This window comes from Rhizobium sp. 007 (assembly GCF_015353075.1).
GTDB lineage: Bacteria > Pseudomonadota > Alphaproteobacteria > Rhizobiales > Rhizobiaceae > Rhizobium.
This window is the reverse complement of record NZ_CP064188.1, coordinates 1,156,897-1,181,140: the sequence shown is the minus strand read 5'-3', so window position 1 is coordinate 1,181,140 and position 24,244 is coordinate 1,156,897. Positions and strand designations below refer to the sequence as shown.

Genomic DNA, 24,244 nt, shown 5'->3' with positions numbered 1-24,244 from the left:
GATGCAAGGCTTCGGCGTACATACCAGCATGTGGACAATGAACTGGGACAAGGCAGGCGCCGAAAAGGCGATCGCAGCTGCGGTGTCCTACAAGATGGACTTCATCGAAATTGCGCTCCTCAACGCACCCGCCGTCGATGCGCCACACACCCGGGCGCTTCTCGAAAAGCACAGCCTGCCGGCCGTCTGCTCGCTCGGGCTGCCCGAGCACGCCTGGGCGTCGGTGCGGCCGGAGGCGGCAATCGAGCATCTGAAGGTCGCGATCGACAAAGCGGCCGACATGGGCGCATTGGCGCTATCCGGCGTCATCTTCGGCGGCATTGGCGAGCGCACTGGCGTGCCGCCGACGGAGAAAGAGTACGACAACATCGCCCGCGCGCTGACGGCCGCCGCCAAGCACGCCAAGTCCCGCAGCATCGAGCTCGGCGTCGAGGCAGTGAACCGCTATGAAAACCATTTGATAAATACCGGAAGGCAAGCAGTCGAGATGATCGAGCGCGTCGGCGCTGACAATATCTTCGTGCATCTCGACACCTATCACATGAACATCGAGGAGAAGGGCGCTGCCACGGGCATCCTCGATGCGCGCGAACATCTAAAATATATCCACCTGTCTGAAAGCGACCGTGGCACGCCCGGCTACGGAAACGTCCCTTGGGACGAGATATATACAGCACTTGCGGCCATTGGGTTCAAAGGCGGCCTTGCTATGGAGAGCTTCATCAACATGCCAGCGGAAGTCGCCTACGGTCTCGCAGTCTGGCGTCCTGTCGCCAGGGACGAGGCAGAGGTGATGGGCAACGGCCTGCCCTTTCTGCGCAATAAGGCGAAACAATATGGCCTGATCTGAGGCCTTAGGACGCGCAGCGCAAGATGGCGCAAAAGGCAGAAAGGATTATGACCGGGGTGGCTGCAACCTTGACGCCGGCAAGACGGACGTCACGCCGAGTCAGCGCCAGTGCCGTACGGCGCATCTGGCGAGCCCATGGTCTCCAGCTGCATCGCTATCGCCAGTTCAAGCTCTCCAACGATCCCAAGTTTGGCGAGAAGCTCAGCGACGTGGTCGGGCTCTACGTCGATCCACCCGCTCATGCCATCGTTCTCTCTGTTGATGAGAAGAGCCAGATCCAGGCGCGCGACCGCACCCAACCAAGCTGACCCGCCAGCGGCTCAAGCGCGGCGCCTTCCGTTCGGTGGTCGATCTTCAGGAGGCCATCAACCGGTACGTCGCTGAAACCAATGCGCGTCCCAAGCCTTTCACCTGGACGGCTGATCCGGATGAAATCATCGCTGCCGTTAGGCGTGGGCACCAAGCGTTAGATTCCATCCCTAGCGCCAGTCGTCGAGCACGAAGAGGCCGGCGCGACTGTAACCCGGCTCATTGGGCCGGTGCATCGTGACCCCTTGGATTTCGGTTCGAAAGCCACGCCCGACCAAGTGCCGGTACGCCTCGTGGCGGGCCATGTTCACCCCGGCCAGCAGCTTGGGCATCCCCTCCGCTACGGCAAGCGCCTCGCAGGCATGCAGCAAGCTGTCGAAGGTCTCCCCAGCCGCCGATCCTGGACGCACGGTCCCGAACTTGATGAAGCAAGCACCGTCGCCTGCTTCGCTGCGCGGCCCATGGTGGCACACGGCAAAACCGTCCAAGCCCGCACCCCCCATATCGCCGAGCAGGACCGTCTCCCCAAGCTCATGCGCCTCTACGGCCTGGATTTCCGGCCCCAGGTCGAGCCCGTCGTAAAGGGCGCCGGTCAGGTCACGGCAGGACTTCAGGCATTCCACTCTCTGCTCCTCTGTCAGATCGGAATACCGCGACCAGCGCACCGGCTCGGTCTGGTTGTGACGGACCGGCGCCGACATGATGGCCGTGAGGAAACGAGCCCAGTATCCGTACTTCTGGTACAGGCCCACGTGCTTGGCGCTCTGGGCGAAGGTGAACAGGCCTGCATGCCGCGTGCCCCATTCATCGAAGCTCGCCGTGACGGCCTCGACGAGCCGCGCGCCGATGCCCCGGTCCCAAAGGTCGGGGCGGATCGTCAACGGTCCGAAGAAGCCGACGCTGCCCCAGCGGGTTGCGAAGTTGGAGCCCACCAGTTCACCGCCCACCTCCGCGGCGAAGGCGGCGACGTAGGGCGCCTGCCAGCGGCCGCGTACATAGTCGCGGTCGGACCAGAACGTCTCTGGTTCGGGTGCTCCCAAGAAGGTGCCAAAGGCCAGCCGGAAAATTCTTTCGGCTTCCGGCAGATCGGTCTCGGCCAGCGCGCGGATGGCTACGCTCGGTGCAGCCGTTCCCATATCGCCCTCCCTGGTTCGCTAAGGTATGCAGGCCCGATGCGCTGCCCAAGGGCGCTGCGGTCGGGCTGTAGTCTACTCTTCTCCAGACGAATGGTCACGTCGCATGGGAGATGTCGGCCACCGGATCGGTCCTCTGGCGTTTGGTACCATCCGTCAGGCTTCTGCCACTAGTCTTTCGCGATGAAGCCGGACGAGCTGGTGGAGATGGTTCGACGTTCGAGCAGATGCGCACCATGCGCTATGGCCATACCGGATGCCGACGCCAGACGGGGCGAACGCCGCTCACGCGCGCTGTTGACTTGGTATTGCGTTGCCATGAAAAGGCTGGCTTCGGATGTGAGAACATTTCCCGCATCAATTTTCAGGATTGGGCCTCTATTCGAAGAGACTTGGGAGAGCAGTGCCAATGTCGTCTTTCCTCCGCTCCATTGCGCGCTAATTGCTTCAAAACAACCAGCCGGTAAGAAATGGCAAGCACCGCAGACACCTCAAAACAAACCGGCAGCTCAAATCAGACTGGTGATCGCACCGCCGCCGAATCTGCGCAGCTGCCGCAGAGCGAAGGATTTCCAGCTGAAGGCGCTGAAGGAGAAACCGGGGCTCACGAGGGAGAATCCGGATCTTCATCACCGTTGGAACAATCCAAAGAGGCTGTGAACCCTTCCTCGCCTTTTGCTCAAAGCGCACGAGCCGTTCGTGACCTGATGGCCGCCCTCCGTCATGATCTCCGTGCGGTTTTGCGAAGCAGCCCGTTCTGGATGAGAAAGGGCATCGCAACCATCAAGAAAAGACAACAGACGTCTGGCACTCGAACGCCAAATGAGAAGTTTCGGCGGGTATCTGCTGCTTTTGCATCGCTTTCTTCCAAAGCGCGGTCCCGCACGGCAGCCATTCGAGCCGGACTGACCGGCATAAAGCAGGCCCGTCCACTGAAACTGCGGTCATGGAAAGGGCTCGCCGCGCTCGCTCCTTTGCTCGGCTTGCTGATCGTGGCCGGCGTTCTGACTTGGGCGTTGAAGGATGTGCCGTGGCAAGAGATTGCCGATGGTTCCATGAAGCCCGTCATTGTATTGGAAACGGCGGACGGCGAACCTCTTGTTCGGCAGGGGCCCTATCAGGGACCCTATGCAGGGTACGAACAATTCCCCCCTCACCTCGTGGATGCAGTGCTTTCAATCGAGGACCGCCGGTTTATGGATCACCACGGCATCGACCTGAAAGGCATTGCGCGCGCGCTAGTACGGAACTTTGAGGCAGGCTCGGTCGTCCAGGGGGGAAGCACGATCACGCAGCAGTTGATCAAGCTGCAGTATCTCGAAAGCGACCGAACGCTGAAGCGAAAGATCCAGGAACTGGTGATCGCGTTCTGGCTGGAATGGAAGCTCGGCAAGCAGGAGATCCTGACGCGGTACCTGAATTCGGTCTACCTCGGTTCCGGCGCTACGGGAATGCCGGCAGCGGCACGGATCTATTTCAACAAGGATATCGGTGCGCTCGATATTCCAGAATCGGCGATGCTGGCAGGTCTGCTGAAGGCTCCGAGCCAGTTGAACCCGATCGACAATTTCGAGGGTGCACGCCAACGCACGGCAACAGTGCTCGACGCGATGGCCGCCAACGGCAAGCTTACCCCGCAAGAAGCCGACGCCGCCAAGAATGAATTTGCCGAACTGCACCCCACGACACCGACGCCGCGCTCCGGCAGCTGGTTCGCCGATTGGGTTTCGCCACAAGCGAGCGAGATCGCGGGTTCCTCTCCCGGCTCGACGACAGTGCGCACGACGTTGGTACCGCGCCTGCAGGAAATCGCCGAACGGGTGGTGAGACAGGCGCTCGATGAAGAGGGAAAGGCTCGCGGCGCATCGCAGGCGGCGCTGGTCGCCATGACGCCCGATGGCGCGGTTGTCGCAATGGTCGGCGGACACGACTACAAGACCAGCCAGTTCAACCGTGCCGTCACGGCGATGCGTCAGCCAGGCTCCACATTCAAGTTGTTCGTGTACTATGCTGCGTTGAAAAAGGGGCTTTCTCTATCGGATCAGGTCCTCGACGGCCCTATCGAGATAAACGGATGGTCGCCCCAAAATTCCGGGGGTGGTTACCGCGGTTGGGTTACGCTGGCGGAGGCTTTTGCTCGCTCGTTGAATGCCGCCACCGCAGCCCTTGCCCAGGAGGTGGGACTGGACAGTGTCGCCGCGGCAGCCAAGGAGCTCGGCATAAACGCGGCCCTGACGACGGCACCTGCCTTGTCGCTTGGTGCTTCGGAGGTGAGTTTGCTCGATCTGACCGGCGCCTACGCATCGGTTCGCCTTGGAAAGGCGCCCGTCGAGCCGTGGGGTATTATCGAATTTCAGGCATCTGGCCAACCCAGAGGCTTCCGCGTGGGTGCGCAAGTGCCTGCGGCTATTGATCTCTCTCCGTATCAGCCGGACCTTCTTGCGTTACTGCAGTTGGTCGTTGAGCGTGGGACTGGCCGCGACGCCGATCCCGGCATGTTTGCGGCCGGCAAGACAGGTACCAGTCAGGACAACCGTGACGCCTGGTTCGTCGGCTTCACGGACGCCTTGGTCGCCGGAGTCTGGGTCGGGAACGACGATGACGCGCCGATGAAGGGTGTCACCGGAGGCGCACTTCCGGCTCGCATCTGGCGGGAATTCATGCACGCGGCGATGGCTGAGCCTGCTCCGCAGATCGATCCGGATACAGGAATGATGACAAGCGAAGAGAACGCCGCACCGTCCTGCAACATCACGGCCTGCTCCCGCAGTTATCGTTCGTTCCGCGCTTCCGACTGTACCTACCAACCCTATTATGGCGCTCGGCGTCTTTGCGAGAAATAGCCCAACCCGCTTGTTGCTCTCCGCGACGAAGATGGGAAACCGCAGAGACCCGGCAGCGCGAAGCACAAATGCAGGAACGAGGGATCTGGCAACAATATTTCCCGCCTTCGAGGCTTTCCTCTTTGCCACCGCATCGCGCCTTCAAGCGGCGGTTACGGGCACTGGCGGGCGGCCACCGCCCGAAGGGTCATCTCGGCGATCTTGGTGCTTGGTCTATTCGCATGCCTCGTTCGACCGGCGTCGGCGCGCATGATCGCCCTTGCCGTCCAAGTCTTCGCGCTTTTCGGAGCATTTGGAGCCTTCACCATCGCCATCGGATTTCGACCACAAACAACTGGCAACTAGGTGTTTCACCTGGTCTTGCTGGTGGCGGGGCGTTGCGTCGCTTTCAGATCGAACAGGCCGTGACGAACAATGGCTGGGCTTCATCGCGAAGGCCGTCGCTGCTGCTGGCTGGCCAAATGCCTCCGCTCGCACCGATCTCAAGGATCGGCGATCTTGCCATCCATGAGATGAATGCGCCGCCCCATACGGGCCGCCATATCGAGATCATGGGTGACGGCGATAACCGTCTTGCCGCGTTCGCGCACGAGCCCTTCGAGGATCAAAAAGACCTGCTCGGAATTTTGACTGTCGAGGCTTCCCGTCGGCTCGTCCGCAAGCAGGATGGGTGGATCATTCGCAAGCGAACGTGCGACAGCGACCCGCTGGCGTTGACCGCCGGAAAGCTGATCTGGCCTCTTATCGATATGGCCGGCAAGGCCGAGCGATGCCAAGAGTTCTTCAGCCCGCGCCTGCATGGCCGACCGGCTCAAACGACCAAGCTTACGCATCGGGATCTCGACGTTCTGCCGCGCCGTGAATTCTGGCAGGAGAAAATGGAACTGGAAGACGAAGCCCAGCATAGAGAGGCGGGTTTCGGCGCGTTCCCTTTGGTCCATCGGATCGGTATCTCTGCCGCCAATCGAAAGCCTGCCGCTCGTCGGCTCGTCGAGCAGCCCCAACAGATAGAGCAGCGAAGACTTGCCGGAACCGGAAGGTCCAGTGATTGCAACGAATTCCCGCTCACCTATCGTCAAAGACACATCCTCGACCAGCGTTACGGGGACGGTTTCCGTCAGGATGCGTGTGAGGTTCTGCGCTTCAATCAAGGCGCTCATGTCGCACCCCTTATGATATCCACGGGATTAAGGCGTGCAGCACGCCTAGCCGGGAGATAGCCGGCAAAAGCCGCCGAACTGAGCGCGAAACCAGAGGCGATCACGTAATGCAGAATGCTCCAGGCAATCGGCAGGCGTGTCATTTCCTGTCCCGTCGCGGCAAGCTCGAAGCGCACCAGGGACAAGGCATAGACGAGCGCGAAGCCAAGCAGCCAACCGAGCGCCGATCCGCCGGCCCCGATGGCGACACCTTCGAGCAGAAACAGGCGCCGCATGTCCGCCTCGGCAAAACCGAGCGACTTCATGATGGCGATATCGCGCGCCTTTTCGTGAGTAATCGTCGAGATAATATTATAGATGCCAAAACCAGCGACCAGCATGATTGCTGCGACAACGGTGTACATGATGACATTGCGGATCACGAGCGCTTCGAGGAGCGATTCATTGGCCTCCTGCCAAGCCTCGGCCCTGTAGCCGAGTTCGGCCTCGATCCGGCGCGCCACCACTGGTGCGTCATCGGGATTGGCAAGCTTGATGCGGATCTCATTGATGGCGTTGGTGCGCGCGCTCAAGATCTGCGCGTTCTTCAGCAGTACATAAGCTTCGCCCTCATCCCGCGCGGTCGTGCCGGTATGAAAGAGGCCGACGATCTTGAAATTGCGCGTGAGTCCCTCGGACGAAACCGCGGCGACTGTATCGTTCAGTCCGGCGCCGAGGCGTTTTGCCATCGTATCGCCGATGACGATATTGTTCCCGCCTGCCGCAAGGGCTCCGAAACTTCCCTCCACGAAATCGCCGAGGATAGGTGAAACGCTGCGCTCGGCGACCGGTTCGATGCCGATCACCGATGCTCCGACCTCGCGGCTGGAGTAACGAATGACACCTTGCAGCTTCAGGTCTGGTGCGAGCCGGCCGGGTATCCATGCCTCGAGCCAGGAGCGCGCGGCAGTCGGATTGATGATGCCGCGGCGGTCCTCCCGCGGCCTCAGTCCGAAGATCTCCGTCGTACGGAATACGGTTTCGGCAGGCTGCCGTCGCGCCGTTCGCTGCTCGTCGGTGATCTCGACATGCGGCATGGTATTGATCAACTGTTCCACAAAATCGTCCTGGCCGCCCTGCATGAGTGCCGCCATGGCGATGGAAAAGCCGACACCGACGGCAACGCCGAACACGGCAACAAGTGTCTGCCGGCCGCGGCCGGCAATATGGGTGACGGCGATCTCGAAAATCAGCCGCATCGTAACCTCACTTCGCAGCACCGGTTATCTTGACCCAGGCCCCATCCTTCAGATCTTGCGGAAACGGTGAAATCACCCGCGCCTTTTCATCCAGACCGGACCTAATCTCGATGCCACTCGGGCCGCGGATACCGGTTTTGATCTCACGTAGCCGGGCAGAGTTTCCTTCGACGGTGAAGACCTTCTCAGTCTGCATCGCAACGGTGGGGACCAGCAATGCGTTTTCCGAGACGTGGACGATGACGTTCACATCGGTCGACATACCGATCATCAGCGGCGTGTCGTCGGGAAGACGCAGCTTCACGCGATAAGTCTTCGTCACCGGATCGCCCTTCGGCGTTATGCTGCTGACGGTTGCATCGAGGGTCTGATCCTTGAAGGCATCCGATTTGAGCAGGGCCTTCTGCCCCAGCCGGAGCCGCGGAATATCCTCCTCGTTGACATCGGCGACCACGAGCAGCGGTTTTTGTTCCCCGACCCAGAAGAGCGCCGTTCCTAGATCTGCGACCTCGCCCACCTCGCCGTCCTGGCGAAGCACGACACCATCGATCGGAGCGCGAATGATATAGCTGTCAAGGCGCGCCCTTTGGCCGGCGGCCAGCGCCTTGAGCTGCTCCACCTCACTGCTTGCCCGGTCGACTGACTGCTGGGCTGCGGTGTTTTTCTCCAGCATCAAATTGTAGCGCCGAAATTCCTGCTCCGCCAGCGCGAGCCGCGCCTCGAGTTCGGCAAGGGCCGCCCTCGCCTCGCTATCATCGAGGCGAGCAAGTATGTCGCCCTTTTTTACGGCTGCACCTTCGCAGTTGCATTGCTCGACGATCCGTTCGCGCACCAGCGGCGTGACTTTTGCCCAAGTGAGAGGTTCGACAACGCCACTGGCATAGACGATTTCGGCAGCACTACCACGCGCGGGGACGACGACCGATACGGGGATGGGGCGCCAGACGTACCAAGCAGCCAAACCGCCTGCCACGGAGAGGGCGACGACAACGGAAAGCAAGCGGAACGGTTTCACGCCATCTGCCTTGAACTGCTGCTGTTGCCGACCCTATAGCATTAGACCGACCGTCGGTCTATGAATACAGCTGAAGAATTCGGCCGCAGCATCGAATTCCGCTCCGCTAGTCAGGGGAATATACGAAAGAAACGAGCGCCGCTATGCGTGTCAAAAAACACCCAGAAATCCGCTCGGGCGAATTGTTGGATTGCGCTCAGCGGCTCTTCTTCGCTCATGGCTACAATCATACCACGATTAACGACATCATTCGCGAAGCAGGCGTGTCGAAGGGTGCCTTCTATCACTATTTTCCTTCCAAGGAGGCGCTGCTTGAAGCATTCGCTGCCCGCCTTGCCCGCGAAAGCCTTGAAGAGATTCGACCGCTCCTCGACGATCCTACGCTCGACGCCGTGGGACGGCTGAACACCTTGTTCGCCGGATCGCGGCGCCTCAAGGTCGAGCTTGCCCCGCAACTGCGAACAGTATTCGATGTCATTTTCCGCCCGGAAAACATCGTGCTGTTCCACCGCATCGATCAGGCTGTGACCCGCATCGTGGTCCCGCTTTTGGCCGATGTTCTCCGAGAGGGAACAGAGGAGGGTCTCTTCGATGCGCCAGACCCCGAAGCGTTCGCAGAGATGCTTCTTCTCTTTCGGCTTTCCCTCAGCAGCGTGATGCACGAGGCCCTGATAAGGAGCCGCGAGGGCAATATCGAGCAGGCCGTGAAGATGCTCGACGATCGCCTCAGGCTCTATGGTACTGCCATCGATCGCATCCTGAAGTTGCCCGAGGGAACGATCGAAGTAACTGAAACGAGCTTTGTCCGAGCTTTGCTTGATGACTCTCAATAAAATAGGAACCGTTGCGCAAACCTCTGCCGGATGAGATTTAAGCGACCGACCGGATGGTTGGAATATCCGCAGCGCGATTCTGTTCTCCTCGCTGGAATCCGGCTTGGGGCCGGCTGAACTAGCAAACGGCATGTGACCGATCCCCAGCGAATAGCGTTCCATTCGCATTCGAACGGTGTTTCGAAGCCGGATTCGGCGCGCTGCGAAACGTCGCTTGCAATGTTTTCCCGCCGAGTCATAATAATTTTGCACACGTGCTCAATTTTGTCACGCGGTCGTTACGCAGATCCCCTAGAGCGGAAACCGTTCGCGCTTTTCATGGGATCTCCGGGCCGGCCGTCAGCAATGGTGATGGCCCGCCAAGAGGCTCGCACCAATCTCTGGGGAGATGAAGAGATGACTATTCTGCCGACACTGAAGTGCATGACCGTCGCGGCCGCCATCCTAGCCTCGACGACCGCCCTGTCCTTTGCCAAGGATCTGACCGTTACGGTCTGGGCCGGCGGCACAGGCCCAAACGACGTCTATCGCCTCGACGCAATCGATATTGCAGCCGAGCAGCTTCAGCGGGAAGCCGCTATCAAGGGCGAAGACCTCAAGATCAAGGTCGAGAAAAAGGCCTATAGCGGCTGGGAGGACTTCAAGCAGGCGATGACGCTTGCCGCCGAGGCGAAAACCGCTCCGAACATCGTCGTCACCGGCCACGAGGACATTGGCCCCTGGGCACAGTCCGGCTTGATCGTGCCGATTGAGGACTATGTCGACCTCGATTCCTGGCCGCTTAACAACATCTATGAAAACCTAATGGACATTGCCTCCTTCAGCGGCACGGTCTACGGCATCCCGCAGGACGCCGAGTCCCGCCCGATGTTCTTCTGGAAGCCTCACATGAAGGCGATCGGCTATAACGATGCTGATCTCGACGCTCTGCCGCAGAAGGTCCAGGACGGCAGCTACACGATGAAGAACCTGCTGGAAGACGCCAAGAAGATGCAGGACAAGGGCCTCGTGCAGCCAGGCTATGGCTTCTACCCGCGCTACACCAACGGTCCGGATTTCTGGCAGTTTTACACGAGCTTCGGCGGGACGATGGAAGAAGACGGCAAGCTGGTCTTCGACAAAGCTGCGATGCAGCGCGCGTACCAATTCTTCGCCGACGCTGTAAAAGACGGCGTCACCAAGAAGAACCATATCGGGATGCCGGCCGACCAGTGGTGGAAGGAAGTGGCTTCCGGCAAGGCCGGGATCTGGCACGGCGGCACCTGGCATTATGCCCGCTACGTCAACCAGGAAGGCTTGAAGGACTTTTTCGGCAACGTCATCTTCACGCTGATCCCGGCCGGCGAAGGCGGCAAAGCCAACACGCTGACGCATCCGCTCGTCTATCTTCTGACCTCGGGCCACGACAAGGACGACACCGAGATTGCCGCCCAGTTGATCAAGATCGCCTCCGAGCCGCGCATCAATGTGCTGCATGCGGTCAAGTCCGCTCATCTCGGCATTTCGAAGTCGGAAACCGAGATCGAGCTCTACTCCTCCGACCGCTGGACGCGCGAAGCCACCGAGCGGCTTCTGCCCTACGCCAACGCGATGCCCAACAATGCCGATTTCGGCACCTACTGGAACATCATGTGGAAGGGCCTCGAGGCCTCCTGGACAGGCGCCAAGAGCGTCGATGCTGCCGTCAACGACGTAGAAGGCGAGCTGAAAAACACGCTCGGCGACAAAATCATCATCCGCTAAGCGCAGGCAAGCCTCCGGGCGGCCTCATCCGCCCGGACATTTTGCGGAGGCTTTCATGAGATCGTCCAGAACGCTCGGGCTCATAATGATCGCGCCGGCCGCGATCATGATTGTGCTGTTCTTCTTGATGCCGGTAGTGCTAACCGCCGTCTTTTCCTTCACGAACATGACGACCGCCACGGGCATTTCGGGCGGCGCCTACCAGATCGCCCCAAATTCGCTCATCGCGCTCAAGGACGAGATGCCGGAGGTCGTGCAGCAGCTTACCGAGCCGCGCTACGCGATCGACGAGGAGGGTATCAAAGGCGTCGAGGGCCTTGCGCTTGGGCCTGGCATCGCCACGGAGCTGCGCGAAAAACATCTCGGTGAGGTCTTCTCCTCGCGCCGCGAAGCCGAGCGCATGATCAAGGATCTTAACGACCGGCCGTCGACCCGGGACGTCAAGCAAATCTCAGAGCAGTTCAACCGCTCCGTTGCCAATCTGCGTTTCTCGAGCAAGGAGGACCTTTTCGCCTCGCTCGACAAGTTCGGCTTCAAGATGACGTCGGAACAGAAGGAAGGCCTCGCCAGCGCGACCTATACCGGCTGGAGCTGGACGACGGAGAACTTCTCGCGCATCGCCTCGTCACCGGACATGGCGCAGATCCTTTTCAACACATTGCTCTACGTCGCCCTTGTGCTCGTGCTCTTCAACACGAGCTACGCCATGCTCCTGGCGATCTGGACTCACTACATGCCGAACACGCAGGCAACGATTTTTCGCTCCGTCTGGCTCCTGCCGCGCATCACGCCCGTCGTTATCTATGTGCTGATGTGGAAATGGCTCGCCTGGGATACCGGCTTCATCTCCACCTTCATGGGCAAGTTCGGCTACTCGCCGAAGAACTATCTTCTCGACAACGCTTATAACGCTTGGCTCTTCGTGGTGCTGATCAACGGCTTCATCGGCGCCTCGATGGGCATGCTGGTCTTTTCCTCGGCGCTGAAGGCGATCCCGAAGAGCCAGTTCTTCGCAAGCGAGGTGGACGGCGCCAGCCGCTGGCAGCAGATCCGCTACATCATCCTGCCGCAGATGCGCTGGCCGATCCTGTTCGTCACCTGCTACCAGACGCTGTCGCTGCTTGCCTCCTTCAACGAAATCCTCCTTTCGACCCGCGGCGGGCCGGGCAAGGCGACCGAAGTCTGGTCGCTTGCCGCCTATCACACGGCGCTCAATAACTATGCCGGCAATCTGGAATATGGCCTTGGCGCCGCTATGGCGCTGGTCCTCGTGATTATCGGCATCATCCTGTCGCTCGCCTATCTGCGCGTCTTCAATTACGCCACGCTGGTTGCGCGGCCGCTCATCGAGGATTGATCATGGCGGAGAAATCGCAGCCCTCGGCGAACTACCGCACCTGGCCGGTCGTTCTGGCGCTCGCCATCGTCAGCCTGCCGCTGGTGCTGATGTATGCCTATCTCTTCATCGATACGATCACCGACAAGCAACCGGCGGCGCTGATGCCGGATACGCTTACCCTGCGGCACTGGACATTCCTTTGGCAGACGCCGCCTGGAAGGCCGAACATCTGGCTGGTGACGCTGAACACGCTGATCTTCACGGCGAGTACGACGGCCGTCGTACTCCTTGTCTCTTCCATGGCGGGCTATGTGCTGTCGCGGTTGAACGTGCCTGCCCGCGGCTTCTTCCTTGCCGGCGTCATGGTGCTGCACGCCTTCCCGTCGGTCACACTCATCATCGCGATCTTCATCGTACTGCAGATGGTCGGCCTCTATAATTCACTGATCGGCGTCATCCTTGTGAAGGCCGCGATCGACCTGCCACTCGGCATATGGCTGATGAAAGGCTTCTACGACAGCGTGCCCTGGGAGATAGAAATGGCCGGTGTCGTCGACGGCGCCTCGCGCTTCCGGGTCTGGCGCAGTCTCGTGCTGCCGCAGGTGCGTCCGGCGATCATGGCGCTGGCGCTCTTCTCCTTCCTTTCGGGCTGGGGAGAATTCATCCTGCCGCAGGTATTGGCCCCAGGCGGTCAGGTACAGGTGCTCTCGGTCTACCTTTCGGGGCTGATCGCCGATGACAACAATTTCGACTTCGGCACCTTCAAGGCGGTAGGCGTGTTCTACGTGATCCCGGTGCTGCTGCTTTACGGATTCTTCCACAAATATCTCATGAATATCTATGGCGGCGGGAGCAAAGGCTGATGCGTATCCTCCTCGACAATTTCTCGAAGAGCTTCGGCGCCACCAAGGTCATCGAGAACATGAACCTGGAAGTGGCTCACGGCGAGATGCTAGCCCTGCTCGGTCCGTCAGGCTGCGGCAAGTCGACGACGCTCTTTGCCATCTGCGGCATCCATCGCCCGACCGGGGGCCGCATCCTGTTCGGCGACCGCGATGTTACCGATCTTCCGAGCCAGGTGCGCAATATCGGCGTCGTGTTTCAGTCCTACGCGCTCTATCCGCACATGACGGTTGCCGAAAACATCGGCTTTCCGCTGAGGGTCAAGGCAATGCCCTCAGCCGACATCCGCAAGGAGGTCGACCGCATCGCTGCTCTCGTGCAGATCGGCAACCTGATGGGCCGCCGCCCCTCTGAGCTTTCCGGCGGGCAGCAGCAGCGCGTGGCGCTCGCCCGCGCGCTGATCCGCAAACCGGACGTCCTGCTTCTCGACGAGCCGCTCGCCAATCTCGACGCAAAGCTCCGGCTGGAGATGCGCTCGGAAATCCGTCGCATCCAGCGCGAGACGGGCATCACCGCGATCCTGGTCACCCACGACCAGGTGGAAGCCATGAGCATGTGCGACCGCATCGCCATCATGAAGGAAGGTGAGATCATACAGATTGCAACACCGGCAGAGATGTATAACGACCCGCGCACCGCCTTCGTTGCCGGCTTCCTGGGAAACCCGCCGATCACCTTCCTGCACGGCGTGGCGGCAAAGGGTGTCTTCTCCATTCCAGGCAGCGAGATCAAAGTTCCACTCCCCGCTTGCGTGGACGCCTCGGATGGCGCCAAGCTGATACTCGGCGTGCGGCCGGAGCACTACAATCCAACCGGCGACGTGCCGGTCACAGGCGTCGTGAACTTCGCCGAAACGCAGGGCCGTGAAAATCTTTATGACGTGCGGCTTGCCGGGGGACCACTGCTGCGCTCCATCCAGCCGGTCCGCCACGACATCAAGATCGGCGACGAGGTCACCTGGGCAATCGACAGCCGCAACGTGCTCATTTTCGACGAAGACGGACGGAGGCTCTGATGCAACGCGATTTCTCAGCCTTCTTCGAGCGCTATGGCTGGCCCGCCGGCAAGGGCCGGCTGCCTCTCTGCATCGGCCATCGTGGCGCAAGCGGGCATGCCCGCGAAAATACGCTCGCCGCCTTCCGTCTGGCGGCGGACCTCGGGGCAGAAATGTGGGAGCTCGACACGCAGTTGACCAAGGACGGCGTAGTCGTCGTTTCCCATGACGACCATCTCGAGCGCGTCTTCGGCGTGGACAAGCGTATTTCGGAGATGATCGCAACCGAGCTTGCCGCGCTGGACGGCGTCGACGTCCCGACCTTCGAGGCGGTCGCCGCCCTTGGCCGCGCGACCGGAACCGGGCTCTATATTGAGCTGAAAGCACCGGGAAGCGGCCTCCCTTGCTGGCAGCAACTGCTCGAAAAGGGCCAGCGCTTCGCCTGCCTCGGCTCCTTCGACATCGCACAGGTCCGCGAGCTTCGCGAGGCCGGTTGCGACTTTCCGCTGTCTGTGCTTGTTCGCGTCGGCGATAATCCGCACGTGATCGGCGACGAGGCGGATGCCGATATCTTGCATCTTTGCTGGGAGCGCGCCGGCGAGCGGCCGCAGGATCTGGTCACCCCGGCACTGATGGAGCGCGCCTTCGCAACAGGCCGCGAGATCGTTTTGTGGCATGAGGAAAGACGGCCGATCCTCGATGAGATCATGAAGCTGCCGGTGCTGGGTATCTGCACGGATCTGCCGGATATGATGCGCACCGTGCCGGGTGGGGAAAGAGCGTTTGGCAGACAAGGATAAAGGACCGCGCAGAGTAACGTCCTTCGACGTGGCGCGTGTTGCGGGCGTCTCGCGCGCGGCCGTATCGCGCGCATTCACGCCGGATGCGAGCGTTTCGGCGAAGACCCGCGAAAAGGTCTATCAAGCGGCCAAGGAGCTCGGCTACCGCGTCAACTACCTCGCGCGGAGCCTGACGAACAAGCGCTCCGATCTCGTCGGCGTCGTCGCCGCCGGGCTGGACAACCCATTCCGCACGCTTCAGATCGAGCATCTGGCGCGCACGCTCATTTTCCGCAATTTCCGTCCGATTCTGTTGCCGACCTCCAAGGAGGCGGATACCTCGACCGTCATCGGCCAGCTTCTGCATTATGCCGTCTCCGGCGTAATCGTGACATCGGACGCGCCGCCGACGGAAATCTGCGAGCAGTGCGCCGCCGAGGGCGTGCCGATCGTGCTGATCAACAAGGGCGACGAGATTCCCTTTGTCGACCGCATCATTTCCGATGACCACACCGCCGGAAATCTGGCCGCCGATCACCTGGTCGATAAAGGCGCCAGGCGTCTCGCCGCAATTGCCGCGTCCTCCGTCTCCTACACGGCACGCCGCCGCAGCGAGGCCTTCCTTTCCCGCTGCCGCCAGCGCGGCCTCGAGGCGCAGCTCTTCACCGTCGCCCTAAACGACTATCGAAGCGGCTTCGACGCGGCATCCGGGCTCATCTCCTTGGGAATCGACGGCGCCTTCTGCGCCAACGACTACATGGCCTGCGGCGTGATCGACCGTCTGATGTCGGGCCGCAGCCGCCAAGACGTACCCGCCATGCGCGTGATCGGCCATGACGATATTCCCCAGGCAAGCTGGTCTGCCTATGAGCTCACAACCATCCGCCAGCCGTGCGACCTTCAGGCCGACCAGGCGATCGGCCTGCTGATGAGCCGGATGGCTAAGCCGGATATGACGGCGCGCGTAGAATTCACACCCGTTTCGTTGATCAAGAGAAGGACTGCCTGATGAGTTCCGCATTCGATCTCTCCGCCCTTGAGGCCCGCGCTGCGGCTGCGATAGAGATCGCACGTCATGTCGGCCGCGAGGCGGCCCGCTTCCGCGCGGAAATGGGTTCGGGATTGAAGGTCGAAAACAAGGGCCTGCAGGATTTCGTGACCGTCGCCGACCGCAATGCCGAGCGGGCCATTCGCGACGGGCTGCTTGGGCTGTTCCCGCAAGACACCTTTGTGGGTGAGGAAAGCGGCGGCGGAGCCGGCCGCGCTGGAACCTGGGTAGTCGATCCGATCGACGGTACAACGAACTACATTAGAGGCTTCCGCCACTGGGGCGTATCGATCGCATTTTGCGCCGAAGGCCGCCTGGAGATCGGCGTCGTTTACGATGCCGCCAAGGATTCTGTCGTCTCGGCAATCCGTGGCAGCGGCGCGTTTCGCGAGGGGACACCCATTCGTGCTGCAGCGACGAGCGATCCGGCCAATGCCATCTGCATCCTCGGCCATTCGCGCAAAACGAGCTTCGACGAGCACCTTGCCATCTCCCGGCGCCTACATGAGCGCGGAATGGACTACCGCCGCATGGGCGCGGCCGCGATCGACCTCCTACGTGTCGCCGAGGGTGCGGCCGATCTCTATTACGAGCGGCATCTGAACGCATGGGATATGCTCGCAGGCGCACTGATCGCTTGCGAAGCGGGCGCGAAAGTCGCCATGCCCGCGTTACCGGCTCTTCTGTTCGAAGGCGGCCCGGTCGTCGCCTATTCGCCGGGGCTTGCCCGGGAATTCGAATTCATCATGGAGATCGAGGGTTTGGCGCCGATGACGGACTAACCAGACTGCCATGCGCAACGCCCAGGCGGGGCGGGCTGCGCTTGTCGTCACGAGCAACCGCGTAAGAGGAGATTGCCAATGAAAACCGTCTTTGTTCTCTTCGATTCCCTCAATCGCCACATGCTCGGCTGCTACGGCGGATCTCGAATACCAACGCCGAACTTTGACCGCCTTGCCGGGCGCTCGATGGTTTATGACAAGCATTATGTGGGCTCGCTGCCCTGCATGCCGGCACGACGGGATCTCCTGACAGGACGTCTGACTTTTCTGCATCGCAGTTGGGGCCCACTCGAACCATTTGACAATGCCTTTCCAGAGCTTCTCAAGCAGAAGGGCGTGCATAGCCACCTGATCACCGATCACTACCATTATTGGGAAGACGGCGGCGCGACCTATCACAATCGGTATTCGACCTTCGAGTTCGTGCGAGGTCAGGAGTCGGATCCGTGGAAGGCAATGGTGCAGCCTCATTGGGAGCGTCTTCGGGAAAAATATCACCAAGCACAGACCGGCAGCGGCCCGATCAGCAAGTACGGGCCATACATGATCAATCGAGAATTTATCAGGCAAGAAAAGGACTTTCCCTCTGTACAGTGCTTTGCGCATGGTTTGGAGTTTCTCGATCTCAATCGCGAGGCTGATGACTGGCTACTGCAGATCGAAACATTCGATCCGCACGAACCCTTCTTCGCGCCGGAGCGCTTCAAGGAACCTTTCAAAACCGGATGGAACGGGCCCATCCGTGATTGGCCCCGCTATGGACGGGTTGAGGAACTGCCGGAAGAAGCTGATGAACTCAGAGCGAACTATTACGCGATCGTGTCGCTATGCGATTTTCTGCTCGGCCAGCTGCTCGATTACTTCGATGCGCACGATATGTGGAAAGACACCGCGCTCATCGTCACAACCGATCACGGGTTCCTTCTCGGGGAACACGATTTTTGGGCCAAGAACCGTATGAACATGTACGAGGAGATCGTACACATCCCCTTGTTCATCCATGATCCGCGCTGGCCTGCTGCGGGAAGGATTGACCGGCTGACCCAGTCCATCGACGTGGGGCCGACATTTCTCGATATATTCGGAGTAGATGCCCCGCCTGAGACAGAAGGGCAGTCACTTCTGAAGCCGAATTCCAAGGATGCAGTTATCTTTGGCTATTTCGGCGGCGCAGTCAACGTAACCGATGGCCGCTATACCTACCACAGGTTTCCAGCCGATCTCCTGAAGCAGGATATCTATCAGTATACGGTTATGCCTACGCACATAACGCGGCCATTCACGCCGGAAGAGCTATCAGGAGCGACGCTGGCCAAGCCGTTTTCGTGGACCAAGGAGGTTCCTCTGCTGCGGGTGCCGGTGACCGAAAGATCGCCGATGTTCGACAATTATGGACCTGGAGCATTGCTTGAGAAACAAACGCGTCTCTATGATCTGGCGATCGATCCCGGGCAGGAGACGCCCCTTCAGGATCCCGCTCGGGAACGGTGGATGCTTGAGTTGATGAAGGCCCTCATGCGATCAAACGATGCGCCTGCGGAAGCCTTCAAGCGCCTCGAACTATAAGTGACGTCATCGCCCGGACGTCGCTGGTGAGTATCTCGCGGCGTGCTTTTTTCGCTGGCGTTCATCTGCTTTTCGAAAGCTCTGCATTCACGCCCGCGCGGCGCCGCAAGCGTTCTGCCGCGAAATCCACGAAGGCACGCACCCGGGCGGAAACCATGCGCCCTTGCGCGTGAACGATGTGAACTGGGACCGGCTCGCGCTCGTACTCTGCAAGCATCACCTTGAGACGGCCGGCCTGTATCTCTGGCGCCACTTGGTAGGACTGGAAGCGGGAAAGCCCCCAGCCCGCCACAGCGGCCGCGATCGCTGCGTCATTCGTGTTGCAGATGAGCCTGGCGCTTATGGGCACGCGAATGCTGCTGTCCTTTCCGAACAGCCACTCTGAATGGCCAAAAAGGCCGTCGCGTCCGATAATTCTGTGACCCGCAAGATCCTCCGGCTTTTTTGGCTCGCCCTGACGGGCGAAATAGTCTGGCGAACCGCAAAGCACCTGCCGGATAGACCCGATCCGACGCGCGACGAGGCCGGAGGCGGGAAGTACTGCGATACGCACGGCAACGTCCAGACCTTCCTCAACCAGGTTGGTGACGCGATCGACGAATACGGTTTTGACCTGCATGGCAGGATAAAGATCGAGAAAATCGAGTATCACGGGAAGCACGTGGATGCGCCCGAAAAGCGCAGGCGCCGTCACGGTAAGCAATCCCGCCGGATGCGTGAAGCTGCCCGCCGCATTGGCCTCCGCCTCGGCAATTTCCGCGAGTATCCGTCGACAGTCGGTCATATAGCCTTCGCCAGCTGCCGTCAGCTTTAGCGAACGGGTCGTGCGGACGAGGAGTCGTGTACCGATCAAGCTTTCCAGTTTGGATACCGCTCGCGTTACCGATGGAGGGCTCATATGCAGGACTTTAGCCGCTGGCGCGAAACCGCCGCTGTCCACCACCTGTACGAATACCCGCATCGCCTGCCACCGGTCCATCAACCTCTCCTTGGCCGAGTCTATTATTTCAACTTGTGAAATGGTTTAGTGCCTTCTTTCACTCTTACCATCATTGATCTTAATAATCATCATGCAGCCGACCTTATGACTCAGGAGGCTGACATGAAGCTCTACTATCATCCGCTGTCGGGCCACGCCCATCGTGCGCGACTCTTTCTCTCCCTGCTTGGCATCGACCACGAGCTTGTGCTCGTCGATCTGGCGAAACTGGAGCACAAGCAGGCTGAATTCCTCAAGCTGAACCCGTTCGGCCAGGTCCCGGTACTCGACGACCACGGCACCATTATTTGCGATTCCAATGCCATTCTTGTCTATCTTGCGAAGAAGGCAGGACGGAACGACTGGCTTCCCGAGCACCCCAAAGGTGCCGCCGCCGTCCAGCGATGGCTATCAGTGGCGGCCGGTCAGATCGCGCATGGTCCGGCGCAGGCGCGGCTTATCAACGTTTTCAAGGCACCCTATAGCCCGGAAGAAGTCATCCCGCGCGCTCATGCCATACTGGTGCTCATAGAGGCTGAGCTGGAAGGCCGGGACTGGATCGCTGCCGACCGAGCGACGATTGCCGATGTCGCCCTTTACAGCTACGTGGCCCGCGCCCCGGAGGGCGACGTGGATCTCAAGAACTATTCAAACATCCGCGCCTGGCTAAGCCGTGTCGAGGCACTGCCCGGCTTTGTCGACTTCCAGAAGACCCCAGTCGGCCTTGCGGCTTGAGGAGTATCGCTGTGGAAGGCCCGACTTTGTTTGCGTCGCCATGGCATCATGGCGAAATCGCTCTCCAGACGCGGCTCGGCGTCGAAGCGCGAATGGATGAGGTCGGGCGCCGCGTCGTGCGCGATCATCTGATCGACCAGCACAGGGAATTTTATCCGCTGCTACCGATGGTGGTCTTGGGGGCCGTGGACCGAGAAGGCGACGTCTGGGCCACTCTTCGTTCAGGTCGGCCGGGCTTTCTCCATGCGCGGGATTCCCGCAGGCTCTGCGTCGAGCTGGAAAGGGAGTTTGCCGATCCCGCCGAAACCGGCATGGACCACGGCTCCCCTCTCGCCCTTCTTGGCATCGATCTCGGCACGCGCCGCCGCAACCGCTTGAACGGCACATTGCAGAGGCATGCGGGCGGCTTCGATGTTTTGGTCGATCAGAGCTTCGGCAACTGCCCGAAATACATCCAGCTTCGGCAGGTCCGGTTCGTTCGCGATCCGGCGCGACTCTCTTCCGTGCCACCGCGTGAAAGTTCTTGGCTTGACGATGCGGCCCGCGCACTGGTGGAGCAGGCGGATACCTTTTTCGTCGCTACCTATGTAGACGTTTCCGGAGCACGACAGGTCGATGTGTCGCATCGCGGCGGTCGTTCGGGCTTTGTCCATATCGGCGAAGACGGGTGGCTGACGATTCCCGATTACACTGGCAACCGCTTTTTCAACACACTTGGCAATATCATGCTCAAGCCGTACGCCGGGCTTGCGTTTTTTGACTTTTCGACCGGCGATCTCCTGCAACTGACCGGCGAGGCCGAGCTGTTATTCGATCACCCTTGCGTCAAGCCCCTAGAAGGGGCCGAACGCTACTGGCGTTTTCGTCCACGCCGTGTTGTGTGGCGCGCTGACGCACTGCCGATCCGCTACGACTTTGCCGAATGGTCACCATTCGCACTCGCCACCGGCACTTGGTAGCAGTCGCCGAGAGGAAGAGCGTCGCACCCGGCAAATTGCCGTCTCATCTTCGGCGGCACCCACGTATAAAAGCATAAACTAATTTAGATAGTCGATTTCCTCGACGTGCTGTAGAATCGAATGTCGGGCGCCCAAACTGGGAGATTATCGGACTCTGGGTTAGCGCTCTCGCGAAAAAATGTCATTCTTGTATGTTGGCAAATGAAATGGAACAGAGATTAGCCGCGATCCTGGCGGCCGACATGGCAGGCTACAGCCGGCTGATGGAGATGGATGAAGCAGGCACGCTCGCCCGCTTGAAAACTCACCGAATCGAACTGATGGACCCCGCGATCGCGAAGAACAAGGGTCACATCATTAAGACCACGGGTGACGGCATGCTTGTCGAATTCCAAAGCGTTTCTGATGCGGTAAAGTGCGCCGTGGAGATCCAGCAGCGTATGAAGCGGCGTAATTCGGACGTGCCGCAAGATCGGCGGATCGAATTCAGGATCGGGATCAACCTCGGCGACATCATTTTTGACGAGCAGGATATTTTTGGTGATGGTGTGAATATTGCTTCTCGGATCGAGCAATTGGCCGACGTCGGCGGCGTCTGCATCACCGCGGCCGTAGCGACACAAATTGTCGACCGGCTCGAAGTCGCCATCGAGGATTTGGGAGAAAAGACGCTCAAGAATATAAGCCGTCCGGTTCATCTCTTTCGTGTCGGGCTCGAAGCGTCCGCCCTGCCCGGTCAATTGGATGACCTGGATGCGAAACGATCCGTTGCGAAACCTTCTATCGTTGTGCTGCCATTCATCAACATGAGCGGCGACCCCGATCAGGAATTTTTCGCCGACGGCCTTACAGAGGACATCATTACCGAACTATCCCGCCGTCACGAGCTGTTCGTCATTTCGCGCAATTCGAGCTTTGTCTATAAAAACCGCGCCGTGAACGTACGCGAAGTCGCGCAAAAGCTTGGGGCTCAGTACTTGGTGGAGGGAAGTGTTCGCAAGATAGGCGACAGGGTGCGTGTGACCGTCCAGCTCATCGATGCAGTCAGCGATGCTCATATTTGGGCGGACAAATACGATCGGAAGCTTGACGACATATTCGCGATACAGGACGAGGTAACGGGCGCGATAGTGGCGACTTTGCCCGGTCGCGTCGAAGCAGCCCAACGCGACCAGCTTACACGAACAAAACCAGCGAATATGGCCGCATACGAGTGCGCGCTTGCCGCCAAGGTACTGCATCACAAGGGCACTGTGTCGGACAATCAGCAGGCGCAATTGCTTATAGACAGGGCCGTCGCGCTCGACGCAGGTTATGCCCATGCCCATGCGTGGCGGGCGTGCATTCTGGGCCAAGCCTGGGTCAACGGCTGGTGCGAAGACAAGGATGCAGTGTGGGATGAGATCGTTGCCGCGTTGGATCGGGCGCTGGCGCTGGATGACAACGACGCCGACGTCCACCGAATTTTGGCAGCGGTGAACGTGAACAATAATGCCTTGACCACAGCGCGGTATCACCAGGAGCGCGCGCTTTCCCTCAATCCAAATTATGACCTGGTGGTGGTTCAGCAAGGCGAGCTGCTGACGTGGCTCGGGCGGCCCGAAGAGGGGATAGAATGGATCCGTAAAGCAATGCGGCTCAATCCTCATCACCCCGAGCGGTTTTGGAGCCACCTCGGAAAATCACATTTTGCTGCGCATCAGTACGGCGAGGCGATCGAAGCATTTATGCATCTGTCAGTTATGGATCACGTCCAGCACGCCTTCGTCGCTGCATGCTACGGTTGGCTCGGTGATGAAATCGCCGCTACAGGTCATCTGGAGAAAGTAAGAGCGCTTGCCCCGCAATTTGACATACCGTCATTTCTTGCAACGATGCACTACGCTCAGGAATCCGATGTTCAACACCTTCGCGAAGGCCTCGTCAAAGCGGAAAACAACCGCGACGACACATCACCAAAGGCAGTTTAAATTGCCTGCCAGATCCAACACTCACGTCGGGCTTGCTGGGGCGGCTCGCCGCAGCCTGATGGGCCTGCCGAACATGATGACGTTGCCGCCAAGCGCGAAGATGAGGCCGAGCACGGCTTCGGCGGTCCAGACGTAGCCTTCGAAGAGTGTCGAGACCGTCAAGGCGACGAGCGGAAACAGCACTGTCGCATAGGAAGCGCGCGCCGGACCCCATCGGCCAACGAGCGCCAGATAGGCGAGGAAGCCGACGACGCTTCCCGGGATCGCAAGGTAGAGCAGCGCGCCCGTATAGACCGGCGATGGATCGAAAGTAAGAGGCAGGCCGCGGACAAGTACAATGGCGCCCAGCGCCGCCACGCCGCAGACCATCGCATAGGCCGTCGTCGACGAAAGATCGAGCCCCAGACTTTGATGGCGAGCTGAGAGGAAATTGCCGAGCGAGAAGCAATAGGTGCCGGCAAGTGCCAGCAAAAGGCCAAGTCCGCCCTGAGGCGTGGTGTCGAGCGCGCGCATCTCATCTGCAAAAAGAAGCATCAGGCCGACGAGGCCAACGGCGCCTGCCAACATCACACGGGCGCTCGGGCGATTTCCTTGAAGGAGCCAGCCGTTCGCCGCGTTAAATAAGGTTGCCATTGCAAAAACGACCGAGACGATGCCGCTCGGCAGCATGCCGGCGGCATAATAGAAGCAGAGGAAATTGCAACAGAACAGGCAAAGGCCCTGAGCGCCGACTGTCAGCCAATGATTCAATGGCGGTGGCGGCAGGCGCCGGCGCAGCGCCAGCAATCCAAGCAGCAGAATGGCTGCGAGCGCGAAACGGTAGAGGATCGAAACCTCCGCGGGCACGATGCCGACCTGCAGCTTGATCGCAAACCACGTGGTGCCCCATATAAGGACGGTGAGAACGAAGAGAAGCGGCGCCATTAGCTGTCTTTCCTGTCGGAGGCATCGAACGGCGCCTTCTATGGCGCTGCACCACCCGCCGCTATCATAGACTTGCGCGACTATCGAAATCTTGCGGTCTTCGGCAGCACCCAGTTGCAGGAGATACCGCCGCGGCCTTATG

21 protein-coding genes and 1 pseudogene are annotated in these 24,244 nt (G+C 60.0%); 15 read left to right on the top strand and 7 right to left on the bottom strand.

The window, feature by feature from the left end; genetic code table 11:
• Window position 1 precedes the first annotated feature (1 nt).
• Window positions 2-850 (top strand): sugar phosphate isomerase/epimerase family protein, encoded by an 849-nt coding sequence (locus ISN39_RS26730; RefSeq protein ID WP_074071935.1) that lies wholly within the window; start codon window positions 2-4, stop codon window positions 848-850.
• Window positions 851-948: 98 nt separating this feature from the next.
• Window positions 949-1,400 (top strand): annotated as a pseudogene (locus ISN39_RS26725) (hypothetical protein); the annotation flags it as partial.
• Here ISN39_RS26725 and ISN39_RS26720 read toward each other — a convergent pair.
• Window positions 1,330-2,295 carry a GNAT family N-acetyltransferase gene (locus ISN39_RS26720; RefSeq protein WP_194731129.1) on the bottom strand — a complete coding sequence of 322 codons (966 nt, stop codon included), beginning with the start codon at window positions 2,293-2,295 and terminating at the stop codon, window positions 1,330-1,332. The pseudogene ISN39_RS26725 and the gene ISN39_RS26720 sit on opposite strands and share 71 nt — an antisense overlap.
• A gap of 167 nt (window positions 2,296-2,462) precedes the next feature.
• Window positions 2,463-2,702 (bottom strand): hypothetical protein, encoded by a 240-nt coding sequence (locus tag ISN39_RS26715; protein ID WP_194731128.1) that lies wholly within the window; start codon window positions 2,700-2,702, stop codon window positions 2,463-2,465.
• Between the two features lie 297 nt (window positions 2,703-2,999).
• Between ISN39_RS26715 and ISN39_RS26710 the strand changes: the two genes are divergently transcribed.
• On the top strand, window positions 3,000-5,135 hold the full coding sequence (locus ISN39_RS26710) for a PBP1A family penicillin-binding protein (protein WP_194731127.1): 2,136 nt from the start codon (window positions 3,000-3,002) through the stop codon (window positions 5,133-5,135).
• A gap of 482 nt (window positions 5,136-5,617) precedes the next feature.
• Here the strand turns inward: ISN39_RS26710 and ISN39_RS26705 are convergent, their stop codons facing one another.
• The 3 genes from ISN39_RS26705 to ISN39_RS26695 are packed head-to-tail and all read right to left on the bottom strand — an operon-like array spanning window position 5,618 to window position 8,548.
• A complete protein-coding gene (locus tag ISN39_RS26705) occupies window positions 5,618-6,295 on the bottom strand; it encodes an ABC transporter ATP-binding protein (protein ID WP_194731126.1) in 678 nt (225 codons plus the stop codon).
• A complete protein-coding gene (locus tag ISN39_RS26700) occupies window positions 6,292-7,533 on the bottom strand; it encodes an ABC transporter permease (protein WP_194731125.1) in 1,242 nt (413 codons plus the stop codon). The genes ISN39_RS26705 and ISN39_RS26700 overlap by 4 nt, the downstream gene beginning before the upstream one ends.
• Before the next feature lie 7 nt (window positions 7,534-7,540).
• Window positions 7,541-8,548: an efflux RND transporter periplasmic adaptor subunit gene (locus ISN39_RS26695; RefSeq protein ID WP_194731124.1), complete on the bottom strand. Its 1,008-nt coding sequence runs from the start codon at window positions 8,546-8,548 to the stop codon at window positions 7,541-7,543.
• A 143-nt stretch (window positions 8,549-8,691) separates the two neighbouring features.
• Here ISN39_RS26695 and ISN39_RS26690 point away from each other — a divergent pair, with 143 nt between their 5' ends.
• The 9 genes from ISN39_RS26690 (at window position 8,692) to ISN39_RS26650 (ending at window position 18,535) form a co-directional block, all read left to right on the top strand.
• On the top strand, window positions 8,692-9,381 hold the full coding sequence (locus ISN39_RS26690; protein WP_194731123.1) for a TetR/AcrR family transcriptional regulator: 690 nt from the start codon (window positions 8,692-8,694) through the stop codon (window positions 9,379-9,381).
• Between the two features lie 396 nt (window positions 9,382-9,777).
• A complete protein-coding gene (locus ISN39_RS26685; RefSeq protein WP_194731122.1) occupies window positions 9,778-11,124 on the top strand; it encodes an extracellular solute-binding protein in 1,347 nt (448 codons plus the stop codon).
• A gap of 55 nt (window positions 11,125-11,179) precedes the next feature.
• Window positions 11,180-12,481 carry a sugar ABC transporter permease gene (locus tag ISN39_RS26680; protein WP_074071945.1) on the top strand — a complete coding sequence of 434 codons (1,302 nt, stop codon included), beginning with the start codon at window positions 11,180-11,182 and terminating at the stop codon, window positions 12,479-12,481.
• A gap of 2 nt (window positions 12,482-12,483) precedes the next feature.
• Window positions 12,484-13,326: a carbohydrate ABC transporter permease gene (locus tag ISN39_RS26675; protein WP_074071946.1), complete on the top strand. Its 843-nt coding sequence runs from the start codon at window positions 12,484-12,486 to the stop codon at window positions 13,324-13,326.
• Complete coding sequence (locus ISN39_RS26670; protein WP_194731121.1) at window positions 13,326-14,381, top strand: ABC transporter ATP-binding protein; 1,056 nt, start codon at window positions 13,326-13,328, stop codon at window positions 14,379-14,381. Before ISN39_RS26675 ends, ISN39_RS26670 begins: the two co-directional genes overlap by 1 nt.
• On the top strand, window positions 14,381-15,160 hold the full coding sequence (locus tag ISN39_RS26665; protein WP_194731120.1) for a glycerophosphodiester phosphodiesterase: 780 nt from the start codon (window positions 14,381-14,383) through the stop codon (window positions 15,158-15,160). The genes ISN39_RS26670 and ISN39_RS26665 overlap by 1 nt, the downstream gene beginning before the upstream one ends.
• Window positions 15,144-16,148 carry a LacI family DNA-binding transcriptional regulator gene (locus ISN39_RS26660; RefSeq protein ID WP_194731119.1) on the top strand — a complete coding sequence of 335 codons (1,005 nt, stop codon included), beginning with the start codon at window positions 15,144-15,146 and terminating at the stop codon, window positions 16,146-16,148. Before ISN39_RS26665 ends, ISN39_RS26660 begins: the two co-directional genes overlap by 17 nt.
• On the top strand, window positions 16,148-16,969 hold the full coding sequence (locus ISN39_RS26655) for an inositol monophosphatase family protein (protein ID WP_194731118.1): 822 nt from the start codon (window positions 16,148-16,150) through the stop codon (window positions 16,967-16,969). The genes ISN39_RS26660 and ISN39_RS26655 overlap by 1 nt, the downstream gene beginning before the upstream one ends.
• Before the next feature lie 78 nt (window positions 16,970-17,047).
• Window positions 17,048-18,535, top strand: a complete 1,488-nt coding sequence (locus tag ISN39_RS26650; protein WP_194731117.1) for a sulfatase — start codon at window positions 17,048-17,050, stop codon at window positions 18,533-18,535.
• 61 nt (window positions 18,536-18,596) lie between these two features.
• Here the strand turns inward: ISN39_RS26650 and ISN39_RS26645 are convergent, their stop codons facing one another.
• Window positions 18,597-19,514 (bottom strand): LysR family transcriptional regulator, encoded by a 918-nt coding sequence (locus ISN39_RS26645; protein WP_194731116.1) that lies wholly within the window; start codon window positions 19,512-19,514, stop codon window positions 18,597-18,599.
• Window positions 19,515-19,637: 123 nt separating this feature from the next.
• Between ISN39_RS26645 and ISN39_RS26640 the strand changes: the two genes are divergently transcribed.
• From ISN39_RS26640 to ISN39_RS26630, 3 genes are all read left to right on the top strand, one after another.
• Window positions 19,638-20,249, top strand: coding sequence for a glutathione S-transferase (locus tag ISN39_RS26640; RefSeq protein WP_194731115.1), 612 nt, complete (start codon window positions 19,638-19,640; stop codon window positions 20,247-20,249).
• Window positions 20,250-20,260: 11 nt separating this feature from the next.
• Complete coding sequence (locus ISN39_RS26635) at window positions 20,261-21,208, top strand: pyridoxamine 5'-phosphate oxidase family protein (protein WP_246763439.1); 948 nt, start codon at window positions 20,261-20,263, stop codon at window positions 21,206-21,208.
• Window positions 21,209-21,414: 206 nt separating this feature from the next.
• Complete coding sequence (locus ISN39_RS26630; protein WP_194731113.1) at window positions 21,415-23,178, top strand: adenylate/guanylate cyclase domain-containing protein; 1,764 nt, start codon at window positions 21,415-21,417, stop codon at window positions 23,176-23,178.
• 21 nt (window positions 23,179-23,199) lie between these two features.
• On the opposite strand, the gene ISN39_RS26625 is transcribed toward ISN39_RS26630, so the two are convergent.
• Entirely contained in the window at window positions 23,200-24,102 is a 903-nt protein-coding gene (locus tag ISN39_RS26625) for a DMT family transporter (protein ID WP_194731112.1), read from the bottom strand.
• Window positions 24,103-24,244: the final 142 nt, after the last annotated feature.

What these genes read in the sequence shown, in the direction of transcription:
- ISN39_RS26730 (WP_074071935.1), top strand. Translation starts at nt 2, where the DNA reads ATGCAAGGCTTCGGCGTACATACCAGCATGTGGACAATGAACTGGGAC.
- ISN39_RS26720 (WP_194731129.1), bottom strand. Translation starts at nt 2,295, where the DNA reads ATGGGAACGGCTGCACCGAGCGTAGCCATCCGCGCGCTGGCCGAGACC.
- ISN39_RS26710 (WP_194731127.1), top strand. Translation starts at nt 3,000, where the DNA reads ATGGCCGCCCTCCGTCATGATCTCCGTGCGGTTTTGCGAAGCAGCCCG.
- ISN39_RS26705 (WP_194731126.1), bottom strand. Translation starts at nt 6,295, where the DNA reads ATGAGCGCCTTGATTGAAGCGCAGAACCTCACACGCATCCTGACGGAA.
- ISN39_RS26700 (WP_194731125.1), bottom strand. Translation starts at nt 7,533, where the DNA reads ATGCGGCTGATTTTCGAGATCGCCGTCACCCATATTGCCGGCCGCGGC.
- ISN39_RS26690 (WP_194731123.1), top strand. Translation starts at nt 8,692, where the DNA reads ATGCGTGTCAAAAAACACCCAGAAATCCGCTCGGGCGAATTGTTGGAT.
- ISN39_RS26685 (WP_194731122.1), top strand. Translation starts at nt 9,778, where the DNA reads ATGACTATTCTGCCGACACTGAAGTGCATGACCGTCGCGGCCGCCATC.
- ISN39_RS26680 (WP_074071945.1), top strand. Translation starts at nt 11,180, where the DNA reads ATGAGATCGTCCAGAACGCTCGGGCTCATAATGATCGCGCCGGCCGCG.
- ISN39_RS26675 (WP_074071946.1), top strand. Translation starts at nt 12,484, where the DNA reads ATGGCGGAGAAATCGCAGCCCTCGGCGAACTACCGCACCTGGCCGGTC.
- ISN39_RS26670 (WP_194731121.1), top strand. Translation starts at nt 13,326, where the DNA reads ATGCGTATCCTCCTCGACAATTTCTCGAAGAGCTTCGGCGCCACCAAG.
- ISN39_RS26665 (WP_194731120.1), top strand. Translation starts at nt 14,381, where the DNA reads ATGCAACGCGATTTCTCAGCCTTCTTCGAGCGCTATGGCTGGCCCGCC.
- ISN39_RS26655 (WP_194731118.1), top strand. Translation starts at nt 16,148, where the DNA reads ATGAGTTCCGCATTCGATCTCTCCGCCCTTGAGGCCCGCGCTGCGGCT.
- ISN39_RS26650 (WP_194731117.1), top strand. Translation starts at nt 17,048, where the DNA reads ATGAAAACCGTCTTTGTTCTCTTCGATTCCCTCAATCGCCACATGCTC.
- ISN39_RS26645 (WP_194731116.1), bottom strand. Translation starts at nt 19,514, where the DNA reads ATGGACCGGTGGCAGGCGATGCGGGTATTCGTACAGGTGGTGGACAGC.
- ISN39_RS26640 (WP_194731115.1), top strand. Translation starts at nt 19,638, where the DNA reads ATGAAGCTCTACTATCATCCGCTGTCGGGCCACGCCCATCGTGCGCGA.
- ISN39_RS26630 (WP_194731113.1), top strand. Translation starts at nt 21,415, where the DNA reads ATGGAACAGAGATTAGCCGCGATCCTGGCGGCCGACATGGCAGGCTAC.
- ISN39_RS26625 (WP_194731112.1), bottom strand. Translation starts at nt 24,102, where the DNA reads ATGGCGCCGCTTCTCTTCGTTCTCACCGTCCTTATATGGGGCACCACG.